Here is a 329-nt window from a genome sequence, read left to right as displayed (position 1 = left end):
CTAAAACTATTTTATTCACACGGAGAAAATGCTTCTATTACAGCAATTGACGCAACTGGATTTACGAGTTCATATGCGAGTCATTATTATTCTAAAAGGACAGGGAAGCTCCGAAGGAGCTTCCTTAAAACTTCAATATCAATAGATACTGATAAAAAAGTAATATTAGGATGGAAAATCAGTCAAAAAACAGATCATGATGTCAAGCATGCAAAAACTCTGATAAGACAATCAAACAGGTCAAGAAGGTCCCAATGTTATGTTATGGATAAAGGGTATGATTCCGAAGAAATTCATACTCTAATAAGAGAAGAGATAAAAGCAGATTC

General features: G+C 33.7%; 1 protein-coding gene. It reads left to right on the top strand.

Annotated elements, in window-relative coordinates:
- On the top strand, positions 1-329 hold a 329-nt coding region (locus tag EQO05_RS15260; protein WP_164888591.1), incomplete at both ends, for a transposase.

This window comes from Methanosarcina sp. MSH10X1 (assembly GCF_004099695.1).
Lineage (GTDB): Archaea > Halobacteriota > Methanosarcinia > Methanosarcinales > Methanosarcinaceae > Methanosarcina.
The sequence above is the reverse complement of the archived record's forward strand: the minus strand, read 5'-3'. Positions and strand labels throughout refer to the sequence as shown.